The organism is Sphingorhabdus profundilacus (assembly GCF_009769755.1).
GTDB lineage: Bacteria > Pseudomonadota > Alphaproteobacteria > Sphingomonadales > Sphingomonadaceae > Sphingorhabdus_B > Sphingorhabdus_B profundilacus.
Window position 1 is genome coordinate 964,856 of the sequence record NZ_SDWJ01000001.1, and the last position, 20,391, is coordinate 985,246.

Here is a 20,391-nt window from a genome sequence, read left to right on the forward strand (position 1 = left end):
ATTTGATCATGTTTTCGTGTCAAAAGTCATTTTGAAAACAGCGGCGACTAACCTGTGTAATAATATTACAATATTCTCACTAGTAATAACTTAAATTGTTAAATTACGAGACTCGTCGTCCACGCGCCTCATGTGGCAGATCGGCAACAGTCGAGCCAAAATTAACTCCCAACCTGCTTAGCGCTTGCACACAACAGACATGCACGCTTTACCCGTGAGATTGTTTTTCAAACAACTAATAGCTGGGGAGCTAATATATATGAGAAAGTCACGTTTTTTGGCGGCGTCTTCGCTTGCCTGTGTCGTTTTGGCGTTTTCCGCGCCAGCCTTCGCTCAAACTGCACCGGCCGACGAAGCCGCAGTTGAAGAAGAAGAAGGCGATGGCGCACCGATTTTGGTTACCGGTTCGCGCATTTCTTCGCCTAACCTGACCTCGTCGGTACCGGTCACCAGCGTGCTGGGCGAAGACCTTCTTGAATCAGGCGTGATTTCCATCGGTGACAAGCTCAACCAGCTTCCTGCGCTCCGCAGCACATTCAGCCAGGCAAACTCAACGCGCTTCCTTGGAACTGCCGGTCTTAACCTGCTCGACCTTCGCGGTTTGGGAACGCAGCGTACATTGGTCTTGGTCAATGGGCGCCGTCACGTCGGCTCCGACATTCTAAGCAACGGCGTTTCGCCAGATACAAATACATTCCCGACCGATTTGATTGAACGGGTTGATATCGTGACCGGCGGCAGTTCGGCTGTTTATGGTTCTGACGCCATTGCCGGGGTTGTTAACTTCATCCTGAAAAAGGATTTTGAAGGACTGCAGCTTCGCGGTCAGGGCGGAATAAGTGAATATTCAGATGCGGGATCATATTTTGTTTCTGCAACTGGTGGTCAGAACTTTGCTGACGGCCGTGGTAATATTGCCGTGAGCCTCGAATATGCGCGTCAAGAGCAATATTTCGGTGCCAATCGTCCATTTATTGCATCGCAAGATGCTTTTATAACAGTGGATCGCGACACCGGCGTAGCCGGCAATAGCGATGGTATTGCAGACACAATTTTCTTACGCAACATTCGCAGCGCAGGCTTGTCAAACACCGGCGTTGTCCGCGTTGGCGGCAATGCCGCTCTCAATGGCGGGCTTGATCCATTGGGCGGATTCTACAATGTGCCGCTGCAATTTAATGCAGATGGAACTTTGGCACCGCTTACCGGCATTCGGGTCGGACTTGGCCCTAATGGTAGCTTCATTGGTGGTAATGGTGAAAATTTCCGCGGTGGCGACCAGATCCAGCTTTCACCAAAGCTTGACCGTTATTCGGCAAATGTCATTGGCCATTTTGATGTTTCCGATGCGTTCCAGCCGTTCTTTGAAGCGAAATATGTTCGCACGGATGCAGCCGGCACCGGAAATTCGGGCCCTGCATTTATCACCGGTACGACGCTTGGCGGTGACCCACGTGAACGTCCTCGTCTTGATAACCCATTCTTGACCGCGCAGGCACGTGCATTGCTTACCCAGCAATTGACATTGGCCAACGGCGTTGCCCCTACTGGCGCCTCCAGATTCTCGGTTCGTTTGAACATGACAGGCCTTGGCGCTCGCAAGGAACTTTTTGAACGTGAAACCTATCGTGGCGTTCTTGGCGTCCGAGGCACTTTCAACGATGATTGGCAATATGAAGCCTCGGTTAACTACGGGGAATTCAAGGAAAAGAATCGCATTCTTGGTAACTTGAATACGCAGCGCTTCTTGCTGGCAATTGATGCAGTCGCAGATCCGCTGCAGGGTGGAAAAGTCGTCTGTAACTCAACAATCAATCCAGCTGCGGCAATCGATACAGTTGGTGATGCCGCCATCCTTGCAGCAGATGTTGCCGCTTGCGTTCCCATCAACGTGTTTGGTGGCCAATTCACTCAGGCGCAGCGAAACTATTTGCTGGCTGACACTACGGCCCAGGGAAAAATCACGCAATTTGACGTGAACGGATTTGTTTCCGGCGACTTGAGCCAATTGTTTGAGCTTCCAGGTGGCCCTGTCGGTTTTGCTATCGGCGCGGAATATCGCAAGGAAACCAACTTCTACACACAAGATCCTTTGGTCAATGCGGGGTATACATTCTACAACGCTATTCCAACATTCACATCACCAGCATTTGAAGTGAAGGAAGCATTTGGCGAAATTCGCATTCCGTTCTTGAAAGACTTGCCATTTGCAAAGGAATTGACAGTAACGGCTGCTGGCCGCGTCGCAGATTATAAGCAAGGCGCCGGTACAGTTTACAGCTATAATGCCGGCATAGAATATGCGCCGATCGATGATCTGAAACTCCGCGCCAACTATGGTCGCGCAGTCCGGGCGCCTAATCTGTCCGAACTGTTTGCTGTTCCTGGTCAGAATTTTGCAACCGTTGTTGATCCTTGTTCGTTGAATAACTTGGCAAACGGTACCGCAAATCGCGCGGCCAATTGTACAGCGGCCGGGGCACCTGCAGGATATAACTTCATTTATTCGCAATCATTGGAAATTGTCAGTGGTGGTAACCCGGATCTGGCAGCAGAAACGTCTGATTCTCTGACTGTGGGCGGGGTATTCCAGCCGTCCTTTGTTCCAGGGCTGTCGATTTCGGCGGATTATTTTGATATTAAGGTGAACAAAGCGATTGCATCGGTAGGTGCACAGACCATTTTGAACCAATGTTATGATTTGGCCACGCTCAACAACCCGTTCTGCGGGCTGTTTCAGCGCAATACAACTGCGGCGGGTCCAAATGGAGAAGTCTTGTTCCAGGTGCTCGAAGGAAGTCTGTTGCAATCAAGCGTTAACTTTGCGGGCTTCAAGGTTCGCGGGATCGACGTTGAGGTCGGTTATAACCGAGAAATTGATGGTATCGGCAAGTTGTCAACGCGTTTGAATTACACGCACACCTTCCAGAATGACACATTCCAGGATCCCACGGATCCTGCGTTTATCACACGTCTTCTTTATCAGTTGGGCGATCCGGTTGATGAATTCTCGTGGGATACAAATCTGAAAATCGGGAAAGTTGATATCGGCTATAATCTGCGCTTCATCGGCAAGCAGCTTCAGGTCGGCTATACCAGCATCTTCCCACTTAATGGAGATCCTGCTCAAAACCTCGATGCTTCGGAAACGCTTTTCTACCCATCGGTTTTCTATCACGACATCAAGGTTGCGGTTGATGTGACCGACAAGTTCAATTTTTATGCCGGTGTAAACAACCTGCTGAACAAAGAACCACCATTGGGTCTGACAGGAATCGGCGGCGGAAGCGGTATCTATGATAACCGTGGTCGGTTCTTCTATCTGGGCTTCAAAGCCAACTACTGAGACCGATAGGTTCCAATTCAAGAAGGGGCGGCGAGAAATCGTCGCCCTTTTTTTGGGCAGGTGCTTTACATATTTCTATGATCCAGATTGCAAACGGTTTGCCAACCTATCCGCCTTAACTCCAAATATATTCAAATCGCTTTCCTAAATTGGTGAGCAATTCATATTGTGACAGGCCGGTCAACTTTGCGTTTTTCGCCAAGTTGTAATTAACGTCGATCCAGTCGCCCTCTATGGCATCTGATATGCTTGTGATGTCTACAGTTACCAAGTCCATCGATACCCGCCCGATCACAGGGACTGATTTGCCATTTAAATCGAGCAAACCAACGCCGCCAAAGCTGCGTAAATATCCATCGGCATAGCCGATTGATATCGTCGCAACCTGTGTTGGTGACGAGCAGATATAGGTCGCGTTATAGCCGACACTATCACCGGCTTGCAGCCATCTTGTTTGCAAAATCCGTGCCGCAAGTTTGACAACGGGCTTTATTGCCGCTTCCATTTCCGGCCTTGTTACCCCACCATATAGCGCAAGTCCTGGCCGGACGAGGTCGAAGTGATAATCGGGCCCAAGAAACACCCCGGCACTGTTGGCCAAGCTATATCGGTTCGCCGTGACCAGTTTGGACAATTGCTGGAATCGGTCCAATTGTGCGGCATTTTGTGGGGAATCTTCGTCAGCCGACGCAAGGTGTGATATCAATAAATCGATATCCAATCCTGCAAATAGAGCATCCGAGACATGTTCAGGGCCAATACCCAGCCTATTGATTCCGGTATCGACCATGACGTGGCACGTGCCGCCACCAGAGGCTTTCCAAAGCGCCAATTGATGTGGAGTATTGAGAACTGGAATGGCGCCCAGTTGTTTGATCGCAGGAATTTCGCGCGCTTCGATCCCGTTCAAAACCGCGATCCATTCAGGCGGAACCAAATCGGCGATTTCCAACGCCTCGCCCCAATGGGCCACAAAGAAATTACGGCATCCTGCGTCCCGCAATCGCGCCACGACCTGTCTTGCACCAAGTCCATAGCCATTGGCTTTCACCGCTGCGCCACATGCTGCGTTTCCCTGCGACTGCATATAGCGCCAATTGGCGACCAAAGTGGCTCCATCAAGATGTAATCGAAGCGGCGAGGAAAATTCAACCATGGCTGCCCTTCGCCTGCGATGGCAAAACTGTCAATCCAGCTCGGTTCGTCCCGACGTTTCCGGAAGCCAGATCAACGCCACCACAAAGGCCATCGCGGTAACTGCGACAGTATACCATAGGCCGGAAAATGGCTGACCCGTCTGCGCCACAATATATTGCGAAATATAGGGGAGGAAACCTCCAAAATAGCCGGTGCCGATATGATAGGGTATCGACATGGAAGTATAGCGGATTTTTGCCGGAAACATTTCCACCATGATGGCAGCAACCTGCCCATAGGTCATTCCTGACAAGGCGACCATCAGGAATACCGACAGGATAATTTTCCACGGCTGTCGTTCCGCCGGATCGGATTTGTCAGGATAACCGGCACGCTCAAGCGTCGCTATATAGGATTTTTCATCAAAACCCTTCAATTCGGCCGACCCGACTTTCAAGGTCACCGTATCGCTTTCAACCTTACTATAGGCAATGCCGCGTTTGGTCAGGAAGTTCAGTGCCTCCGCACATTCGCTTTCATGAACCCGGTTGAGCGCATTGAAATCACATTCGGGCAGCGAAAGGGTGACCGGATTGCTTTTTGTAGCCCTTGCCAACGCCGGATTGGCAGCATCGGCCATCATCCAGAAAATGGGAAACACACCGACAATCGCCAAGGCATAGCCCAGCAGTAGCAGACGTTTCCGACCCCATTTGTCGGACAACCATCCGCATGCCACATAAGTGGGCGCCGCCAGGGCTGCGCCTACCGCCATATATAGCAAAGCGTCGGTTTCAGGCACGCGGGCTGTTCCGGTAAGGAAATAAAGCGTGCCAAATTGCGATGTATAATAAATCACCGTCAATCCCGCTGCGACACCGAACATCGCCACGAAAATGCGCTTGATGTTGCCGGGATATTTGAAGCTATCGACAAAGGGATTTTTGGACGTCGTGCCCGCTTCTTTCATCGCCTTGAAAACCGGGCTTTCTGACAGCTTCAACCGCATATAGAGCGAAATCGCCAAAAGCAGAATCGAGGTGAGGAAAGGTATGCGCCATCCCCATTCTTCAAAGGCTTCGGGGCTCATCGACTGGCGTGTTGCCAAAACGACGATCACCGCAAGCAAAAATCCACCTGCGACCGAAGCCTGTATCCAGCTTGTATACTGGCCGCGTTTGCCGTCAGGCGCGTGTTCAGCGACATAAATTGCCGCTCCGCCATATTCGCCGCCCAAAGCCAGACCTTGCAAGCAACGAAGCAGTAACAGCATTCCCGCTGCCCACAGACCCGCAGTTTCAAATGTCGGTAACATACCGATGGCCGCAGTCGCGACGCCCATCAAGGTGATGGTGACGAGAAAAGTATATTTTCTGCCTATCTTGTCGCCAAAATATCCAAAGAGGATGGCACCGAAAGGACGGACCCCGAAACCTGCCCCGAAGATCGCTAAAGAAGCCAGCGTTGCTGCTGTGGGATTGTCGGCGGGAAAAAACAGTTTGCCGATCAGGGCTGCCAATATGCCGTAGACGAAGAAATCATACCATTCGAACACGGTCCCCAAGGACGATGCGGTAATGACCAGCCGATCCCGTTTCGGATCAAGCACGACTTCGGTTGCAGCGGCGTCCGCCATATTTATCCCCTCAAGCTCTTGCCCCTGTCTTATCGCGAACGAAGCGCGGTTCAAGCGGCATGTTGCGTTTATCCACAACCGCCCTTAGCTTTCCGGCTGAGGAGAGACCTATGCCCCGCTTCATTGACCTATCCATCCCTATCACCAATGATGTCGTTTCCGACCCGCCGGTCATGCGGCCGCAGATCACCTATATGACCCATGAGAACACATGGGAGCAGATTGCGATGTTCTTTCCGGGGCTGACGCGCGAGGATTTGCCCGATGGCGAAGGATGGGCCGTCGAAAGCCTGACATTGAGCACCCATAACGGGACGCATATGGATGCCCCCTGGCATTTTCATTCGACGACAGACAGCGGCGCGACCCCTGCCCCATCGATCGACGAAGCGCCACTTGACCTATTTTTCCGGCCAGGGGTGAAACTCGACTTTTCACATCTGCCCGCCGGTCATGTCGTTACCGCGCAGGAAGTAGAAAATGAACTTGAGCGTGTCGGCTATACGCTGAGACCGAATGATATCGTACTCGTCCAGTCAGGCGCCGTTTACGGGACCGACAACTTCACCGACCAAGGTTGTGGTATGGGGGCAGAAGCGACGCTGTATCTGACCCAACATGGCGTACACGTCGTCGGCACCGATGCATGGAGCTGGGACGCCCCCTTCAGCCATACGGCCCGTCGCTGGGCGGAAACGCGGGATCCGGATATCATCTGGGAAGGGCATAAAGCCGGACGCATCATGCCCTATTATCAGATTGAGAAACTGACCAATCTGGAGTCCCTGCCCGCCTTTGGCTGGACGCTGAGTTGCTTTCCCGTGAAAATAGAGCGCGCCAGTGCAGGCTGGATCCGCGCGGTTGCCATAATTGAATAAAGTCAGTTGTTAGCGGCCAAAAGGCCGATCGTCCAACCGCTCAACGATGCAAGAGTAATCCAAGTCAGGATAACCCCGATACTGCGGGGTAAAGGTGGCTTGCCGGGTTCAGCTTTCGCGTAAAGGCCAATGATATGGGAAACACGGCCGGCAAGAAAAAGCGCACCAATAGCCATCAACGCCATATGATTGGCTCGGCTCATTTCCAGAAAAGCCAGCATCAATATAACAATGGGCGCATTCTCCGCCAAATTTCCATGGCTGCGACTTGCACTGATGATCCCCTGATCCGCATTATCGCCAAAGGCTATTTTCGCCCGCATCCGGTGACGGACTGTATCCATCGCGGTGATCAGCAACATGATCGCGCAAATAGCGGCGACGAAAGCAGTTACAGGTAATGTCATTTCAGCGTCTCACCATTCAAACAACGCGAACGCAGGATCTGGGTCTGATCAGATTCCGGTTTCCCAAATGACTTTGCCATTTCGCCGCCTCCCGCGTGGCATTGATGGCAGACCGGCGCGCACAGCTCAAGCTGGAATTCCGCAAAAGCGGATAGTTGCCACAAAACGCTCATCCGGTTCGATCACCGGCATGTCGCCATCGGAACGATTTATGGCATTGTTGATATGTGGTACCGGTTCGAAACAGAAAAAGTCGGTTTCGACAGGCGTGTAAACGACGGCGTGCGGCAAATCGGATGTGATCTCTAATGCAAGGCGTTCCCCTTCCCACTCAATCCGTGCAGTACCAAGCCATTGGCCATATAGATTATCAACATCTACTTCGCTTACTGCTTTGCCATGTTCAAACTGGTTTCCGGCACCGATCTGTTCACCTTCGAGCGGTAAATTGTCGGCCCCAGATGGGTAGAAATTTCCCGCCTCAAATCGCAACGATGCGTTCTTACTGTTAAAATATGGGTGAAGTCCAAACGCCAAAGGGACTGCGGCACTATGCGTATTTTTGGCTATGAGACGAAGCTCAAGCCAATTTTGGCCAATGAATATATGCTGTTCGGCCTCAAACGGCCAAGGCCAATCACGATCGCCAGGATGGGATAAGAATAATATCGCCGAGTCAGGATTATGGTGGTGTACGTGCCACGGACGTTCCCACCCGATCCCGTGAATAGCATGAGGTGCCGCCTGTACATGGGCCGGCAGCGCGTACCTTGTTCCATCCCAGCTAAACTGTGCATGGCCAATGCGGTTCGAATAGGGGACTAATGGAAAAGAGGCGGATTCCAGAGGGTTTCGATCCGGCCCCGCGCATCGGAACAGATGTTGGCCACCGACACTCCACGAAGACAGCGACCCACCGGCGGACGGCCTTATGAAACATTCGCTGTCGCCGCTGGCAATCCGGATGACATTATCGACTAAAATTGCTTTATTCCATCTCTAGAATGACGGCATCGACTGCAAGGCTCTCCCCAGCGACGGCATTAATGCTCTTCACCACGCCTGATTTCTCTGCTCTCAAAATATTTTCCATCTTCATCGCTTCGACGATGGCCAGCGGCTGTCCCGCCTCCACCTTGTCACCGACGGACACATGCACTGCAGTGATTAGGCCGGGCATGGGGCAAATGAGATATTTTGACAGATCGGGCGGGATCTTATCGACCATATGCGCGGCCAGATGGGCAATATGTCCGGGTAGAACGCGGACCATGTGGCTTGCGCCGCGGGTGTTTAGTTTGAACCCTGTTCGGGTCTTTGCCACTTTGACAGCCAATTCCTCTTCGCCGACTTCGGCCTCGATCAGACGGTCACCGGGTACATATTCCATCGACAAGGCAAAGTCTTCGCCATCAACTAAAATAGCGCCATCATCCATCTCTATGTTGTGTACCGCATCGCCGATCTTGACCTGCCAGCGCGAAGGAGGCGGAAGCGTGCTGCCCAACTGGCCGTCAACCTGACGTGCGCGATCGGCTTCTGCTGTTGCGATAAATCCGGCAATGGCCGCCAACGATTTAATGAGGTCTGTGTCTGCCGGTGCCCCATGGAATCCATCGGGATATTCTTCTGCAATAAAGCCAGTCGTCAACTCGCCTGAACGAAAGCGGGGATGCTGCATGATCGCGCTGACGAAATCGATATTATGGCCCAGGCCTTCAATTTCGAACCGGTCGAGCGCTGCGATTTGCAAGTCGGCGGCTTCGTCGCGCGTTGCCCCCCAAGTGACCAGCTTGGCGATCATCGGATCGTAGAACATGCTGACTTCGCCGCCTTCGGCGACGCCGTCGTCTACTCTCACTCCGCCTACACCTCTTAATCCGTTCGTGTCGAGCGAAGTCGAGACACCGTCCGTTCGCGCCCGATCTTGGGGCATCTCGACTTCGCTCGATGTGAACGGTTTCTGGGGGATTGGTGGGCGATAGCGGGTCAAGCGGCCTGTCGAAGGGAGGAAACCGCGATAGGGGTCTTCGGCATAGACGCGGTTCTCGATTGCCCAACCGTCGATTTTGATGTCGTCCTGCGTCATGCTGAGCTTTTCACCAGCGGCGACGCGGATCATCTGTTCGACCAGATCGATCCCGGTGATGCATTCGGTGACAGGGTGTTCGACCTGCAAGCGGGTGTTCATTTCGAGGAAGTAGAAACTTTCACCGCTGGGGTCGGCGCCCGACACGATGAGTTCGACGGTGCCTGCGGAGTAATAGCCAACCGCACGCGAAAGCGCCACGCATTGTTCGCCCATCGCTTTCCGCATCTTTGGCGTAACGAAAGGCGAAGGTGCTTCCTCCACCACCTTTTGGTGCCGTCGCTGGATCGAACATTCACGTTCGTTCAGATAAAGGATATTGCCATGCTGGTCGCCCAGTATTTGGATTTCGATATGGCGCGGATTGAGGATGAACTTCTCGATAAACACGCGGTCGTCGCCGAACGAATTCAGGCCTTCCCGTTTCGTGGCTTCAAACCCTTCGCGCACGTCCTGTTCATTATAGGCAAGCCGCATTCCCTTGCCGCCGCCGCCAGCGCTGGCCTTCATCATCACGGGATAGCCGATTTCCGCCGAAATCCGCACCGCATGTTCGGTATCGTCAATCTCGCCGACAAAGCCGGGGACGACATTGACGCCCGCCGCCAGCGCGAGTTTCTTGGACTCGATCTTGTCGCCCATTGCGGCAATCGCGTTCACAGGCGGGCCGATGAAGGCAATGCCTTCGGCAGCGAGCGCCTCGGCAAAGCTGGTGCGTTCGGACAGAAAACCATAGCCCGGATGCACCGCCTCCGCGCCAGTTTGCTTGCACGCCGCGATGATCTTGTCGGCGAGCAGATAGGACTGCGCCGCAGGCGAAGGCCCGATATGCACCGCTTCGTCGGCCATCTGCACAAAGGGCGCACGCGCATCGGCATCGGAATAGACCGCAACGGTCGCGATCCCCATGCGCCGCGCGGTCTTGATGATCCGGCAAGCAATTTCGCCACGGTTTGCGATCAGGATTTTTTTGAACATTATTTTTTCCTTGCCCCGGTCCACCAAATCCCAAGCAGGACAATCAACAAGGCACCGGTACCTATGTAGTAAAAATTCATTAGACGAGCTTGCCCGATAGCGCAGGCCTCAGGCGTGGCATTGGCGGGGCATCCTGTCACGCGGTAGTAGCCGTAGAGTGCGCAGACCGTCCAAAAAGCTAGCGTTAGTAGAAGTGAGGTTTTCTTACTCATAACTTTTACTCCACCGCCTCCAAAGCCTTGCAAGCTCGCAGAGGCTCCTCTGCCTCCATCGGCACCAGCCCTAGCTTCGTCAGCATCGCCGCGTCCTTGTCGTCGCCTGCATTGGCTGCGGTGAGCAGTTTGTCGCCGGTGAATATGCTGTTCGCGCCCGCCATGAAGCACAAGGCCTGCGTCGCCTCGGACATTGACTCGCGCCCCGCGCTCAGCCGCACCATGCTCATCGGCATGGTGATACGCGCCACGGCAATCGTGCGGACGAATTCGATATCGTCGATCTTCGCCAGTGGCGTATCGGCGAGCATATCGCCCAGCACGGTGCCCTTCACCGGCACCAGCGCGTTGACGGGAACGCTTTCGGGGTGGGCCGGCAAGGTCGCCAGCGTGTGGATGAAGCCCACCCTGTCGGCGCGCGTTTCGCCCATGCCGACGATGCCACCGCTGCACACGTTGATGCCAGCACGGCGAACTTCGGCCAGCGTGTCGAGTCTGTCCTCCATCGTCCGCGTGGTGATGATCTCGTTATAGCGTTCGGGCGAGGTGTCGATATTGTGGTTGTAATAATCGAGCCCCGCCTCGGCCAGTATATCGGCCTGTTTGGGCGACAACATGCCCAAGGTCATACAGGTTTCCATGCCCATCTGCCGCACGCCCTTCACGATCTCGACAATCGCGGGCATGTCGCGGTCCTTGGGGTTGCGCCATGCAGCCCCCATGCAGAAACGGCGTGAACCGTTGTCCGCCGCCTGCGCCGCCTTTTGCAGCACCGCCTGCACATCCATCAACTTGGTGGCCTCGACCCCGCTATCGGCCTTCACCGATTGGCTGCAATAGCCGCAATCTTCGGGACAGCCGCCAGTCTTGATGCTCAGCAAGGTGCAAAGCTGAATTTGTCCCACTGCATGATGCGCGCGATGGACAGTTGCGGCCTGATAGACCAGTTCATCAAACGGCAGGTCGAACAGTGTCGCGATTTCTTCGCGGGTCCAGTCGGTTCTAACAATCATAGATAAATCTCTTCTCTGCGGTCTCTGCGTGATCTCTGCGCCTCTGCCCGAAACCTGCAACGTTTTTTGGTTCGCGCAGAGGCGCAGAGGAAGCAAAGACCGCAGAGAGTTTTATTGTTTGGGTCAAGCAGCTTCTCCCAAAGGCGGCATATTGTGGCCAAGCAGACGCAATATGTCGCCTGCACATTCGACGATGTTGCTGCCCGGTCCGTAAATACCGACGACACCTGCGTCGCGCAGAAATTCATAATCCTGCGGCGGGATAACGCCGCCGGCGAAGACTTTGATGTCAGGGCGGCCCGCTTCGCGCAGGAGGTGGATGAGTTTGGGGATATTTGTTTTATGACCCGCAGCGAGCGATGATGCGCCGATTGCGTCGACGTCTTTTTCAAGAGCTAACGCAAGCGTTTCCTCCGGCGTTTGGAACAACGGTCCGCTAATGGCGTCGAAGCCCATGTCACTGAAAGCGCTTGCGACCACATTAGCACCGCGATCATGCCCGTCTTGGCCCATTTTGGCGATGAGGACGCGGGGTTTGTGGCCGAGGCGGCGGCCAACGGCGTCGACACCTTCGACCACCAAAGCCCAAGCCGCGTCAAATTCATGCGCGCTGCCGTAGATGCCTTTTACAGGAACGGGGGTGGTGGCATAGCGACCGAAGACGGTCTCCATCGCGTCCGAAATTTCACCTAATGTTGCACGAGCGCGGGCTGCGTCGATCGCTCTGGCTAACAAATTGTCTTCAAAATTCCGTTCGCCTCGAGCAACGCCGAGAGGCCCATCGGTTCGCGCGCTACTTCCCGGTGTCTCGACTTCGCTCGACTCGAACGGGGAGTGGCGGGCGGCCTCGGTCAGGGCAGTAAGGGCCCGCTGACAGACCGCTTCGTCACGCGCTGCACGAGTTTTGGCCAATCGCGCAATCTGCCCCTGTCGAACTGCATCATTATCGATGTCGAGCGTATCGAGCTGTTCCTCGGTGCCGAGCCGGTATTTGTTGACCCCGACAATGACGTCCTCGCCCTTGTCCACCCGTGCTTGCCGCGCAGCAGCGGCTTCTTCGATCAATCGCTTGGGCATGCCGGACGCGACCGCCTTGGTCATGCCGCCCAGTTCATCGACCTCGCCGATAATTTTCCAAGCCTGATCGACCAGTTCCGCAGTCAATGCTTCGACATAAAAACTGCCGCCGAGGGGATCGACGACCTTGGTGATCCCGGTTTCCTCGGTCAATATGATCTGGGTATTGCGCGCGATCCGCGCCGAAAATTCAGTGGGCAATGCTATGGCTTCGTCCAGCGCATTGGTGTGCAACGACTGGGTTCCACCCAAGGTCGCGGCCATCGCCTCGATCGTGGTACGGACGACATTATTATAGGGGTCTTGCTCCTGCAACGACACGCCCGACGTCTGGCAATGGGTCCGCAGCATCTTGGAGCGTTCGTCCTTTGCGCCGAGACCATCCATCACACGGTGCCACAATGTCCGCGCGGCACGTAGCTTGGACACTTCCATGAAAAAGTTCATGCCGATGCCGAAGAAAAACGACAGCCTGCCGGCAAAGGCATCGATGTCCAAGCCGCTTGCCATGGCACGCTGCACATATTCCTTGCCGTCGGCGATGGTGAAGGCCAGTTCCTGCACCGCCGTCGCGCCGGCTTCATGCATATGATAGCCGGAAATCGAAATGCTGTTGAACTTGGGCATATGCGCGCTGGTGTAGGCGATGATGTCCGACACAATCCGCATCGAAGGTTCGGGCGGATAGATGTAGGTGTTGCGGACCATGAACTCTTTCAGAATATCATTCTGGATAGTCCCGTCCAGTTGCGCTTGTGAAACGCCCTGTTCTTCACCGGCTACGATAAAGAAGGCGAGGATGGGAATGACCGCGCCGTTCATCGTCATGCTGACCGACATCTGGTCCAACGGAATACCGTCAAACAGGATTTTCATATCCTCGACGGAGTCTATCGCGACGCCTGCCTTGCCGACATCGCCGACAACGCGGGGATGGTCGCTGTCATAACCACGGTGCGTTGCAAGATCGAAGGCTACCGAAAGACCCTTCTGCCCCGCTGCCAGATTGCGGCGATAAAAAGCGTTGGATTCTTCGGCGGTAGAAAAGCCTGCATATTGACGAATGGTCCACGGTCGACCCGCATACATTGACGCCCGCACGCCCCGCGTAAATGGGGCAAAACCGGGAAGACCCGGATCGCCTGCGTCATCGGACGTATACAGCGGCTTTACGGCTATACCCTCTGGCGTGTGCCAGGTCAGGTCCTTACCCTTGACCTCTTTATCCGCTGCCTTTTTCCAATCGTCGTAACTTGTCATTCGATCTTCCCAATGCCCTCTCTCTTTCAGGGGAGAGGGGGTTATGCCCCCTTAAACTCCGCTTTCCGCTTCTGCAAAAATGCTATTCCACCTTCGCGGGCATCTGCGCTGGAACCTGCGATACGCTGCCCCTCGGCTTCGGCCTGCAATGTGTCGGCGAGACCATGTTCGAGCGCGGTCAATATGTTCTTTCGCATTGTGGCATAGGCCAGCGTCGGCCCCGTTGCGAGCCGTGTCGCGAGCGCCTTGGTTTCTTCGGCAAGCGCTTCGTCGGCCACGCATTTATAAATGAGGCCCCAATCTTCGGCCTGTTCGCCGAAAATCTTTTCCCCCAGCATCATCATCTGCGTGGCGCGTGCCTTGCCGACGAGACGCGGCAGCATCCAGGTGGAACCGCCATCTGGCACCAGACCGATATTGACGAAAGCCTGCAGGAAATATCCGCTCTTGCCCGCCAACACGAAATCGCCAACCAGCCCGATGGAACAGCCGACGCCTGCAGCCGGTCCGTTCACCGCGGTAATCACCGGAATGTTGAGACGCAGCAACTTGACGATCATCGGATTATATTTCTCGGTCAGCGCGATATAGCTGCCCTGCCCGCCAGTGACCGGTCGGTCGCTGCGCGCGGCTAGGTCTGCGCCGGAACAAAAGGCGCGACCCGCGCCGGTGATGACCAGCACACGGGCGTCTTCCAAACGGTCCAGCGCATCCGAAATTTCATCGGCCATAGGCAGCGAACAGGCGTTCAACCGCTCCGGTCGATTCAACATGATCGTGGCGATCTGATCCGCAATGTCCAGGCGGATAGTTTCGTAGGTCATTTTGGTACTCACTCCCATATTTTTCCTTGTCACCCTGAACTTGTTTCAGGGTCCATTTCGCCTCTACCCCCTTGGGGCTCGGTTGCACGATGGACCCTGAAACAAGTTCAGGGTGACGGCGTGATGCTTTGTTGGGTTAGTGCCCTCCCGGTACAGCCGGCACCTCCATAATCTCGGTCAGCACACCGCCCATGTCCTTGGGGTGCACGAAGAAAATGAGCGTCCCGTGCGCGCCAATCCTCGGTTCGCCCAATACGCGCTTGTCTAAGCTTTCGAACTCGGCCTTGGCGACGTGGATATCGGGGACTTCGTAGCAGACATGATGCTGCCCGCCCGCCGGGTTCTTCTCAAGGAACGCCGCGATGGAGGCATTGCCCGGCAGCGGCTCGACCAGCTCGATCTGCGTGCCGTTCAATGCGCCGTCCGCGCCGGGCGTGTCGACAAAGCAGACCTTCACCCCCTGATCGGGCAGGTCGAACGGCGCATGAATTTTCGTCGCACCCATCACATCGCGGTAAAAGACGATGCTATCTGCGATAGAGGGCGTTGCGACGCCGATATGGTTGAGACGGCCTAGTTTCATCATTCTAATCCTTGGGTAAACGGGCTTGTTGGCTCGAAGCAGCTGTTGCGCCCTCGATAAAGCCCTCAAGTCTCGCTACCCGGCGATCAATGCTATCCGCATAGTCCCGCGTGCGACGGACATCCTCGCTTAGAGTTTCGAAATTTTTCTCGATTCGCCCAACCGATTCTTCCAGCAGCAGCACCTTCTTCACGCCGGACAAGATATCGCCAATGCTACTCATTACCGGATGCCCTTTTCTGCGAAAAAGGCATCCATCTCTTCATGGAGTGCGACCATTTTGGCATGGGTGCGGTCAAGCGACGCCTGTATACGCGGCGCGGCTTCATTTAATTCCTTCGCAAGAAGCTTGAGTGCTTCCTCCTCCTCATTTGGCTCCGTCGGTTGAGCCATGTAGCGCACGGTTGCTTCACGCAGAACATTGCCCACGCTTTCGCCCCGAGCCTTGGCAAAAGCCTCAAGCGCTGCTTTTTGTTCGGCGCTGGTAAGATAGGTTACACGTTCGGTTTGCATGGCTTACTCCTTAACATTATAAGCTCATTATAATGTTTTGAGATGATTGATGCAAGCGCCCATCACGTCGAGGTAAAAGACGATGCTGTCCGCGATGGAAGGTGTCGCGATGCCGATATGGTTGAGACGGCCTAGTTTCATGAGTAGAACCCTTTTGTCCTTAGCATTGAAATCTAAGATATTGAAAAAGCAATGTGCATATCACGCCAGATAAAAAGGCATAAGCTGCCAACCGAATTCTATATCTCCTTGGCTGTTTTTTTGCGTCAAGATACCACGCGTTATTGTCAGCCGAACTCCCTCCGGACATTTTTCCATTTTTTGCAATTTCAAAAACAGAATAAATAATGAGAAGAATAGGTATGGGACCAATAATGACCGCATACCAGTTATCACAGTGGAATGTTATCATGCTTCTTCCAAGGGTTTTCCAACGCCTTGTTCCGCAGCTTCCGCAACCCCAGGGCAATCCGCCGCCGCGTTGAGTGCGGGTAGATCACCTCATCAATGAACCCCTTCGAAGCCGCCACAAAGGGGTTGGCGAAGCGGTCTTCATATTCGGCAGTCTTCACGGCCTGCTCCTCCGCCGAAAGCCCGCGGAAGATGATTTCCACCGCGCCCTTCGCGCCCATCACTGCGATTTCGGCAGTGGGCCACGCGTAGTTCAAATCACCGCGCAGATGCTTGGACGCCATAACGTCGTATGCGCCGCCATAGGCCTTGCGGGTGATGACGGTGATCTTGGGCACGGTCGCCTCGGCATAGGCGAAGAGCAGTTTTGCGCCATGCTTGATGATCCCGCCATATTCCTGGGCCGTGCCGGGCAGAAAGCCTGGAACATCAACGAAGGTCACAATAGGGATTTCAAACGCATCGCAGAAACGGACGAAGCGGGCGGCCTTGCGGCTGCTGTTGATGTCGAGCACGCCCGCCAGCACCATCGGCTGATTGGCGACGATGCCGACGGTGCGGCCCTCGATACGGCCGAAACCGATGATGATGTTTGCCGCGTGGGTCGGCTGCACATCGAAGAAATCGCCTTCGTCAACCGTTTTGCGGATCAGCTCGTGCATATCATAAGGCTGGTTAGCACTCGGCGGAATCAGCGTATCGAGGCTGGGCTCCATGCGGTCCCACGGGTCATCCGTGGGCCGTTCCGGAACACCCATGCGGTTATTCTCGGGCAGATAGTCAAAGAAATCGCGGGTCGACAGCAACGCCTCGATATCATTCTCGAACGCATTGTCGGCGACGCCCGATTTGGTCGTGTGCGACACTGCGCCGCCCAATTCTTCCTGCGTCACAACCTCGTTGGTCACGGTTTTGACCACATCGGGGCCAGTGACGAACATATAGCTGCTGTCCTTCACCATGAAGATGAAGTCGGTCATGGCAGGCGAGTAAACCGCCCCGCCCGCGCATGGCCCCATGATAAGCGAAATCTGCGGGACAACGCCGCTGGCGAGCACATTGCGCTGGAACACCTCGGCATAGCCGCCAAGGCTTGCCACGCCCTCTTGAATGCGCGCCCCGCCGCTATCGTTCATGCCGATCACCGGCGCGCCGACCTTCATGGCGTTGTCCATCACCTTGCAAATTTTCATCGCATGCGCTTCGGATAGCGACCCGCCAAATACAGTAAAATCCTGACTATAGACATAGACCAAACGGCCGTTGATCGTGCCGCTGCCGGTGACCACGCCGTCGCCCGGGATCTTTTGTTCGGCCATGCCAAAGTCGGTGCAATTATGCTCGACATAAGCATCCAGTTCTTCAAACGAACCTTCGTCCAGCAGGATATCAATTCGCTCGCGCGCCGTCAGACGGCCCTTGGCGTGCTGGGCCTCAATTCGCTTTTGACCACCGCCCAATTTCGACGCAGCGCGTCTTTTTTCAAGTTCAGCAACGTTCGCCGACATGGCAACCCCCCAATCCAGTGCGCTTTCTTGCTTCAGGTAACGCACAATGTCCAATGTGAATTTGCAAAGTTGCGAAGTCAAAATTTGCAAACTAAGCTGTCCTATTAGATCAGGTTTGTTTGGAACGGCGGTTTAACTTGGCAAAGCGGCGAATTTTTGCAGGATCGCAATTGCGTAATTTACGCGATGGTCGGGGCTTGAAACAGTCCGAAATGGCGGTGCTACTCGGCATATCGGTATCATATCTATCGCAATTGGAACATGATGACCGGCCCTTAACGCCGACTCTCATCGAAATATTGTCACGTGACTTCCCGCTGGATTGGCAAGAATTTGAGGAAGATACAACTACGCGACGCTTTGCTGCGCTGCGTGAGGCAGCCAGCGATCCTTTGTTTTCGACGCCGCTGTCGGTCGATCAACTGACGCGAATTGCCGAACAGCAACCAGCCCTTGCTGACCAATTTGTTGCTCTCCACTCGGCGTATAGACGAACGGGAGAGCGGCTACAGATTGTCGATGAGGCCTTGTCGAGCGAGAATGCAGGTGGCAGCCGCCTGCCGTGGGAAGAAGTACGCGACTGGTTCCATATGGCGGGCAATTATGTCGACCAACTGGACCGCGCGGCGGAAGAATTGGCGACCCGCCTTATGGGCAAATCCATCTCCCCGTCCGCCGAGAATATCGAGAGCTATTTGCGTGAGGCATTGGCAATATCATTGATATATTCGGCCAATGCCGGCCTGCGTCAATTCGATCAGGAGGCAGGCCATCTGGTAATAGATCAGAGCCAACCCGCCGAAAGCCAGAGGTTTCAGCTTGCACATCAATTGGTCGCGCTTGCCTTGCTAGACGATATATCCGCCATAGTTGAAGCCGCCGGATTACGCAGTGCGTCCTCGCGGCAATTGTTGTTTGTCGGCCTTGCCAATTATGCGGCGGGGGCGTTGCTGATGCCTTATAACCAGTTCCGGCTCGAAGCGCGCAGCCTGCGCCATGACATTGACCGGCTGCGACAGGTATTCGGAGTCAGCTTTGAGCAAGCTTGCCATCGGCTTTCGACATTGCAACGGTCGGGTGCACGCGGCCTGCCCTTCTTTTTCTGCCGCGTGGACATGGCCGGAAACATTACCAAACGCCACAGTGCGACCCGTTTGCAATTTGCGCGTTTTGGGGGCGCTTGCCCGTTGTGGATCGTGCATGAAGCGGTGGCAATACCCGACCGCATATTGGTTCAGCTCGCCGAAACGCCCGATGGCGTGCGCTATGTTTCGATGGCCAAGGGACTGGTAAAACCATCGGGAAGCTATGCCCGCGCACCCCGCCGCTATGCCGTGGCCTTGGGTTGCGAAATCGAACATGCGCGGGATTTCATCTATGCCGACGGATTGGATCTCACTTCCCCGCACGCAGCCACCCCGATAGGCGCGTCGTGCCGTATCTGTCCGCGCGGGGATTGCGACCAACGGGCATTTCCGCCAAGCGACCGACCAATAATCGTGGATCCTGACCGCCGCGATGTCGTGCCGTACCGCATTGCCTGAAAAGCCTGCTTTGCCTATAGGCGCGACATGTCGACGCAATATCCCATTAAAGTTGCAGCGCTCTATCGCTTTGCACATTTTGAAAACCCGTCCGAGTATCAGCCGCAAATTGCGGAACGGTGCGAATTGCAGGGCATAAAGGGTACGATTTTGCTGGCGCATGAGGGGATAAATGGCACCATAGCCGGGTCCCCGGATGCCATTGATGATGTGGTCGCGTATCTGAAGTCTCTTCCCGGTTGCGGCGACCTTGACGTCAAATATTCGCACGCTTTGGCTATGCCATTTTACCGTTTGAAAGTCAGACTAAAGCGCGAAATTGTCACGATGGGCGTCGATGGTATTGATCCGAAGCGTGAAGTCGGCACCTATGTGCAACCGGAGGACTGGAATGCGCTGATTTCGGACCCTGACACCGTGCTCATCGATACACGCAATGATTATGAGGTGGCCATCGGTACTTTTGAAGGGGCGGTTGATCCTAGGACCAAGGCATTCCGCGATTTTCCCCAATGGTTCCGCGAAAATCGCCAGAATCTATCTCAGGGAAAAACCAAATTCGCGATGTTCTGCACTGGCGGCATACGCTGCGAAAAATCGACCGCTTTCCTGAAGGCGGAAGGTATTGATGATGTTTTCCACCTTGAAGGCGGCATCTTGCGCTATCTTGAAACTATATCGGAACAAGACAGCAAATGGCAGGGCGAATGCTTTGTCTTTGACGACCGGGTTTCGGTGAAACACGGTCTGGAATTGGGCAGCAAGCAATTATGCCGCGCGTGCCGCCACCCCATTTCGGATGACGACAAGCAGTCGCCATTGTTCAAAGAAGGCATATCCTGTCCGGCCTGCTATCATGAACGCAGCGAGGAAGACCGCAGTCGTTTCGCCGAGCGCCAAAAGCAAATCGCCTTGGCGCGCAAGCGCGGGCAACGGCACATTGGCGCGACACTGCACCGCGATTGACCTTGGGGA

At 54.7% G+C, this 20,391-nt stretch carries 17 protein-coding genes and 1 pseudogene; 4 read left to right on the forward strand and 14 right to left on the reverse strand.

Annotated elements, in window-relative coordinates; all coding sequences use genetic code 11:
• Positions 1–333: 333 nt before the first annotated feature.
• Positions 334–510, reverse strand: a complete 177-nt coding sequence (locus EUU23_RS14115; RefSeq protein WP_246156345.1) for a hypothetical protein — start codon at positions 508–510, stop codon at positions 334–336.
• Here EUU23_RS14115 and EUU23_RS04430 point away from each other — a divergent pair.
• Complete coding sequence (locus EUU23_RS04430) at positions 428–3,346, forward strand: TonB-dependent receptor domain-containing protein (protein ID WP_246156267.1); 2,919 nt, start codon at positions 428–430, stop codon at positions 3,344–3,346. The two genes, EUU23_RS14115 and EUU23_RS04430, sit on opposite strands and share 83 nt — an antisense overlap.
• A 115-nt stretch (positions 3,347–3,461) precedes the next feature.
• Here the strand turns inward: EUU23_RS04430 and alr are convergent, their stop codons facing one another.
• Both alr and EUU23_RS04440 read right to left on the reverse strand, forming a co-directional pair.
• Positions 3,462–4,502: an alanine racemase gene (gene alr / locus EUU23_RS04435; RefSeq protein WP_160352881.1), complete on the reverse strand. Its 1,041-nt coding sequence runs from the start codon at positions 4,500–4,502 to the stop codon at positions 3,462–3,464.
• Between the two features lie 30 nt (positions 4,503–4,532).
• Positions 4,533–6,119 (reverse strand): MFS transporter, encoded by a 1,587-nt coding sequence (locus EUU23_RS04440; RefSeq protein WP_160352882.1) that lies wholly within the window; start codon positions 6,117–6,119, stop codon positions 4,533–4,535.
• A gap of 110 nt (positions 6,120–6,229) precedes the next feature.
• Here EUU23_RS04440 and EUU23_RS04445 point away from each other — a divergent pair, with 110 nt between their 5' ends.
• Positions 6,230–6,997 carry a cyclase family protein gene (locus tag EUU23_RS04445; protein WP_160352883.1) on the forward strand — a complete coding sequence of 256 codons (768 nt, stop codon included), beginning with the start codon at positions 6,230–6,232 and terminating at the stop codon, positions 6,995–6,997.
• A 2-nt stretch (positions 6,998–6,999) separates the two neighbouring features.
• Here the strand turns inward: EUU23_RS04445 and EUU23_RS04450 are convergent, their stop codons facing one another.
• From EUU23_RS04450 to EUU23_RS04500, 11 genes and pseudogenes are all read right to left on the reverse strand, one after another.
• Complete coding sequence (locus EUU23_RS04450) at positions 7,000–7,404, reverse strand: MAPEG family protein (RefSeq protein WP_160352884.1); 405 nt, start codon at positions 7,402–7,404, stop codon at positions 7,000–7,002.
• 126 nt (positions 7,405–7,530) lie between these two features.
• On the reverse strand, positions 7,531–8,388 hold the full coding sequence (locus tag EUU23_RS04455; protein ID WP_160353532.1) for an aldose epimerase family protein: 858 nt from the start codon (positions 8,386–8,388) through the stop codon (positions 7,531–7,533).
• 4 nt (positions 8,389–8,392) lie between these two features.
• Complete coding sequence (locus EUU23_RS04460) at positions 8,393–10,471, reverse strand: acetyl-CoA carboxylase biotin carboxylase subunit (RefSeq protein WP_160352885.1); 2,079 nt, start codon at positions 10,469–10,471, stop codon at positions 8,393–8,395.
• 217 nt (positions 10,472–10,688) lie between these two features.
• Entirely contained in the window at positions 10,689–11,696 is a 1,008-nt protein-coding gene (gene bioB / locus EUU23_RS04465; protein WP_160352886.1) for a biotin synthase BioB, read from the reverse strand.
• A 123-nt stretch (positions 11,697–11,819) separates the two neighbouring features.
• Complete coding sequence (gene scpA / locus EUU23_RS04470) at positions 11,820–14,033, reverse strand: methylmalonyl-CoA mutase (RefSeq protein ID WP_160352887.1); 2,214 nt, start codon at positions 14,031–14,033, stop codon at positions 11,820–11,822.
• Between the two features lie 41 nt (positions 14,034–14,074).
• The gene (locus EUU23_RS04475) at positions 14,075–14,857 is read right to left on the reverse strand and encodes an enoyl-CoA hydratase-related protein (protein WP_160352888.1); all 783 of its coding nucleotides are present in this window, start codon (positions 14,855–14,857) and stop codon (positions 14,075–14,077) included.
• A gap of 136 nt (positions 14,858–14,993) precedes the next feature.
• On the reverse strand, positions 14,994–15,440 hold the full coding sequence (gene mce, locus EUU23_RS04480; RefSeq protein WP_160353533.1) for a methylmalonyl-CoA epimerase: 447 nt from the start codon (positions 15,438–15,440) through the stop codon (positions 14,994–14,996).
• Between the two features lie 4 nt (positions 15,441–15,444).
• The gene (locus EUU23_RS04485) at positions 15,445–15,663 is read right to left on the reverse strand and encodes a hypothetical protein (protein WP_160352889.1); all 219 of its coding nucleotides are present in this window, start codon (positions 15,661–15,663) and stop codon (positions 15,445–15,447) included.
• Complete coding sequence (locus tag EUU23_RS04490; protein WP_160352890.1) at positions 15,663–15,953, reverse strand: hypothetical protein; 291 nt, start codon at positions 15,951–15,953, stop codon at positions 15,663–15,665. The genes EUU23_RS04485 and EUU23_RS04490 overlap by 1 nt, the downstream gene beginning before the upstream one ends.
• A 42-nt stretch (positions 15,954–15,995) precedes the next feature.
• A pseudogene (locus tag EUU23_RS04495) lies at positions 15,996–16,094 on the reverse strand (methylmalonyl-CoA epimerase); the annotation flags it as partial.
• A gap of 251 nt (positions 16,095–16,345) precedes the next feature.
• Complete coding sequence (locus tag EUU23_RS04500) at positions 16,346–17,872, reverse strand: acyl-CoA carboxylase subunit beta (protein WP_160353534.1); 1,527 nt, start codon at positions 17,870–17,872, stop codon at positions 16,346–16,348.
• 137 nt (positions 17,873–18,009) lie between these two features.
• On the opposite strand from EUU23_RS04500, the gene EUU23_RS04505 reads away from it, so the two are divergent.
• Positions 18,010–19,416 (forward strand): helix-turn-helix domain-containing protein, encoded by a 1,407-nt coding sequence (locus EUU23_RS04505; protein ID WP_160352891.1) that lies wholly within the window; start codon positions 18,010–18,012, stop codon positions 19,414–19,416.
• 27 nt (positions 19,417–19,443) lie between these two features.
• Positions 19,444–20,382, forward strand: coding sequence for an oxygen-dependent tRNA uridine(34) hydroxylase TrhO (gene trhO, locus EUU23_RS04510; RefSeq protein ID WP_160352892.1), 939 nt, complete (start codon positions 19,444–19,446; stop codon positions 20,380–20,382).
• The last annotated feature ends 9 nt before the right edge of the window (positions 20,383–20,391 follow it).

What these genes read in the sequence shown, in the direction of transcription:
- alr (WP_160352881.1), bottom strand. Translation starts at nt 4,502, where the DNA reads ATGGTTGAATTTTCCTCGCCGCTTCGATTACATCTTGATGGAGCCACT.
- EUU23_RS04490 (WP_160352890.1), bottom strand. Translation starts at nt 15,953, where the DNA reads ATGCAAACCGAACGTGTAACCTATCTTACCAGCGCCGAACAAAAAGCA.
- EUU23_RS04445 (WP_160352883.1), top strand. Translation starts at nt 6,230, where the DNA reads ATGCCCCGCTTCATTGACCTATCCATCCCTATCACCAATGATGTCGTT.
- scpA (WP_160352887.1), bottom strand. Translation starts at nt 14,033, where the DNA reads ATGACAAGTTACGACGATTGGAAAAAGGCAGCGGATAAAGAGGTCAAG.
- EUU23_RS04440 (WP_160352882.1), bottom strand. Translation starts at nt 6,119, where the DNA reads ATGGCGGACGCCGCTGCAACCGAAGTCGTGCTTGATCCGAAACGGGAT.
- EUU23_RS04500 (WP_160353534.1), bottom strand. Translation starts at nt 17,872, where the DNA reads ATGTCGGCGAACGTTGCTGAACTTGAAAAAAGACGCGCTGCGTCGAAA.
- EUU23_RS04460 (WP_160352885.1), bottom strand. Translation starts at nt 10,471, where the DNA reads ATGTTCAAAAAAATCCTGATCGCAAACCGTGGCGAAATTGCTTGCCGG.
- EUU23_RS04450 (WP_160352884.1), bottom strand. Translation starts at nt 7,404, where the DNA reads ATGACATTACCTGTAACTGCTTTCGTCGCCGCTATTTGCGCGATCATG.
- bioB (WP_160352886.1), bottom strand. Translation starts at nt 11,696, where the DNA reads ATGATTGTTAGAACCGACTGGACCCGCGAAGAAATCGCGACACTGTTC.
- mce (WP_160353533.1), bottom strand. Translation starts at nt 15,440, where the DNA reads ATGAAACTAGGCCGTCTCAACCATATCGGCGTCGCAACGCCCTCTATC.
- trhO (WP_160352892.1), top strand. Translation starts at nt 19,444, where the DNA reads ATGTCGACGCAATATCCCATTAAAGTTGCAGCGCTCTATCGCTTTGCA.
- EUU23_RS04485 (WP_160352889.1), bottom strand. Translation starts at nt 15,663, where the DNA reads ATGAGTAGCATTGGCGATATCTTGTCCGGCGTGAAGAAGGTGCTGCTG.
- EUU23_RS04475 (WP_160352888.1), bottom strand. Translation starts at nt 14,857, where the DNA reads ATGACCTACGAAACTATCCGCCTGGACATTGCGGATCAGATCGCCACG.